Genomic DNA, 2,008 nt, shown 5'->3' on the forward strand with positions numbered 1-2,008 from the left:
CATTACCGCGAATGTGTTAGACGGTGTCCACCATAGAAAAGCCAGAAAACGAAATCAGATATTTTAGTCGCCACATATCGTGTCCTGTGATATTTGATTACTATCACCCGATAAGCGTATTAATAAATGCTGGCTCAACATTGGTGGATATTTAAATGGTCATATTCCTGATGACCTAACGTGGGAGTTGTGTCGGGCTTAAAGCTAATTCACCGTAAGAACAATTTTCCCAACATGCTTGCCGGACTCCATCAATGCATGCGCGCGTGCTGCTTCGCGTAACGGGAATGTGCTGTGAATCATGGGATGGCAACGACCTGCATTGAGAATCGGCCAGATATTTTTAAGCAAGTCATTGGCAATTTCGGCTTTTTCGACCGAAGTTCGTGCTCGCATCGTTGAACCCGTGACAACCGCTCGCTTCAACGCGAGTTCTTGCAGATCCACTTGATCTGCGAAAGCTCCGCCAAGGAAGCCAATGATTACCAGCCGGCCATCCATTCCTAAACTCCTCATATTTCGGGAGAAATAGGATGCACCCATTATATCGAGAATGATATCAACGCCACGGCCATCCGTTTGCTTCAAAATGAAATCAGAAAAATCAGTTGTCCGGTAGTTGACTGGCGTAGCGCCAAGCTCTGCGATCACATCGCATTTATCATCTGATCCAGCCGTCGCATATGCCTCGATACCGATTTCGCGGCATAGCATCAACGCGGTTGTGCCGATACCACTTGTTCCCCCATGAATCAGAACACTCTGACCCTGTGTTGCGCCACCAATCTTGAACAAGTTTGCCCAGACGGTGAACAGAGTCTCAGGAAGTGCCGCCGCTGCTATCATTGACATGCTGTCTGGCACCGGCAGTGTCTGGCTTTCCGGCACGATGCAATACTCACCATAACCACCGCCATTCGTCAGAGCACAGACTCGGTCACCAATCTTTACGCCCGTGACGCCTTCTCCAATTGATGAAACCGTTCCAGCGACCTCAAGACCAGGAATAGGGGTTACGTCGTCAGGCATAGGGTAATGACCCTGGCGTTGAATGACGTCAGGACGATTAACACCTGCGGCCTTGACGCGAACCAAAATTTCCCCAGCCTTTGGCACCGGAATCGTTGTCTGAACGGGCGTTAAAACCTCTGGCCCGCCAGGCTCAGAGATTTCAATGACAGTCATTTTATTCGCAGTATGTAACATGAACGTAAGTCCTTATGATTTTGTTTTTCGTTGAATTTCCCAACTACACTGTGTCTCATCACTAGCCACTTTTCTGTACGTTGCAGCACGTACCCTCTGCGGATTCCGATTTACTTGAACATCCATTCCGGTTTTATTTGAACACCTTGGATCAACGCATCGTTGGCTAAGGAAGTTGCGATTAAGTGGTCCGCAGCTCCCGATATGACGCCCCAAACCGTCCTTTATCGACGTCCTGTGGCTCAATTTTCCAATTTTCAGCCCAAAATCGTCTCTTCGTGGCTGATTTTGGCCCTGTTTCAGGCCAATTTCCTCATTTCAGGTAGATCTCGCCTGTGCCCGTATCAATTGGTCAACTCGAACCAGGTTCGCCAGGGTGAATAACATCGCCAGTTGACTGTCATTTTTAGCCAGCCCCTTGTACCTGGCTTTGACGAAACCAAACTGACATTTTACTATCCGAAATGGATGCTCAACCTTCGCTCGGATACTCGCTTTCAGGTATTCGTAACGGATGGCCAGCTTGTTCTTGCGCGGGTGTTGCTTCAATGCATTCACTTTGCCGGGACGCTTGGCGATAAGCCAGTCTGCGCTGACATCGCTGAGCTCATCGCGCTTTTCGGCCCCCTGATAACCAGCATCGGCTGAGATAAATTCTTCATCGCCATGCAGTAACTTGCCAACCTGATTGAGGTCGTGCTCGTTAGCCGCCGTGGTCACCAGACTGTGGGTCAGGCCACTTTTGGCGTCCACGCCAATGTGCGCTTTCATGCCGAAGTACCACTGGTTACCTTTCTTGGTC

At 49.4% G+C, this 2,008-nt stretch carries 1 protein-coding gene and 1 pseudogene; both read right to left on the reverse strand.

The window, feature by feature from the left end; genetic code table 11:
* Positions 1 to 204 precede the first annotated feature (204 nt).
* On the reverse strand, positions 205 to 1,185 hold the full coding sequence (locus M989_RS23765) for an NAD(P)H-quinone oxidoreductase (RefSeq protein ID WP_196479507.1): 981 nt from the start codon (positions 1,183 to 1,185) through the stop codon (positions 205 to 207).
* A gap of 339 nt (positions 1,186 to 1,524) precedes the next feature.
* Positions 1,525 to 2,008, reverse strand: a pseudogene (locus M989_RS23770) (IS5-like element ISEc68 family transposase); the annotation flags it as partial.

The organism is Kluyvera georgiana ATCC 51603, assembly GCF_001654985.1.
GTDB classification, from domain to species: Bacteria; Pseudomonadota; Gammaproteobacteria; order Enterobacterales; family Enterobacteriaceae; genus Kluyvera; species Kluyvera georgiana.

Coding starts and splice junctions, on each gene's coding strand:
- M989_RS23765 (WP_196479507.1), bottom strand. CDS start 1,185: ATGACTGTCATTGAAATCTCTGAGCCTGGCGGGCCAGAGGTTTTAACG.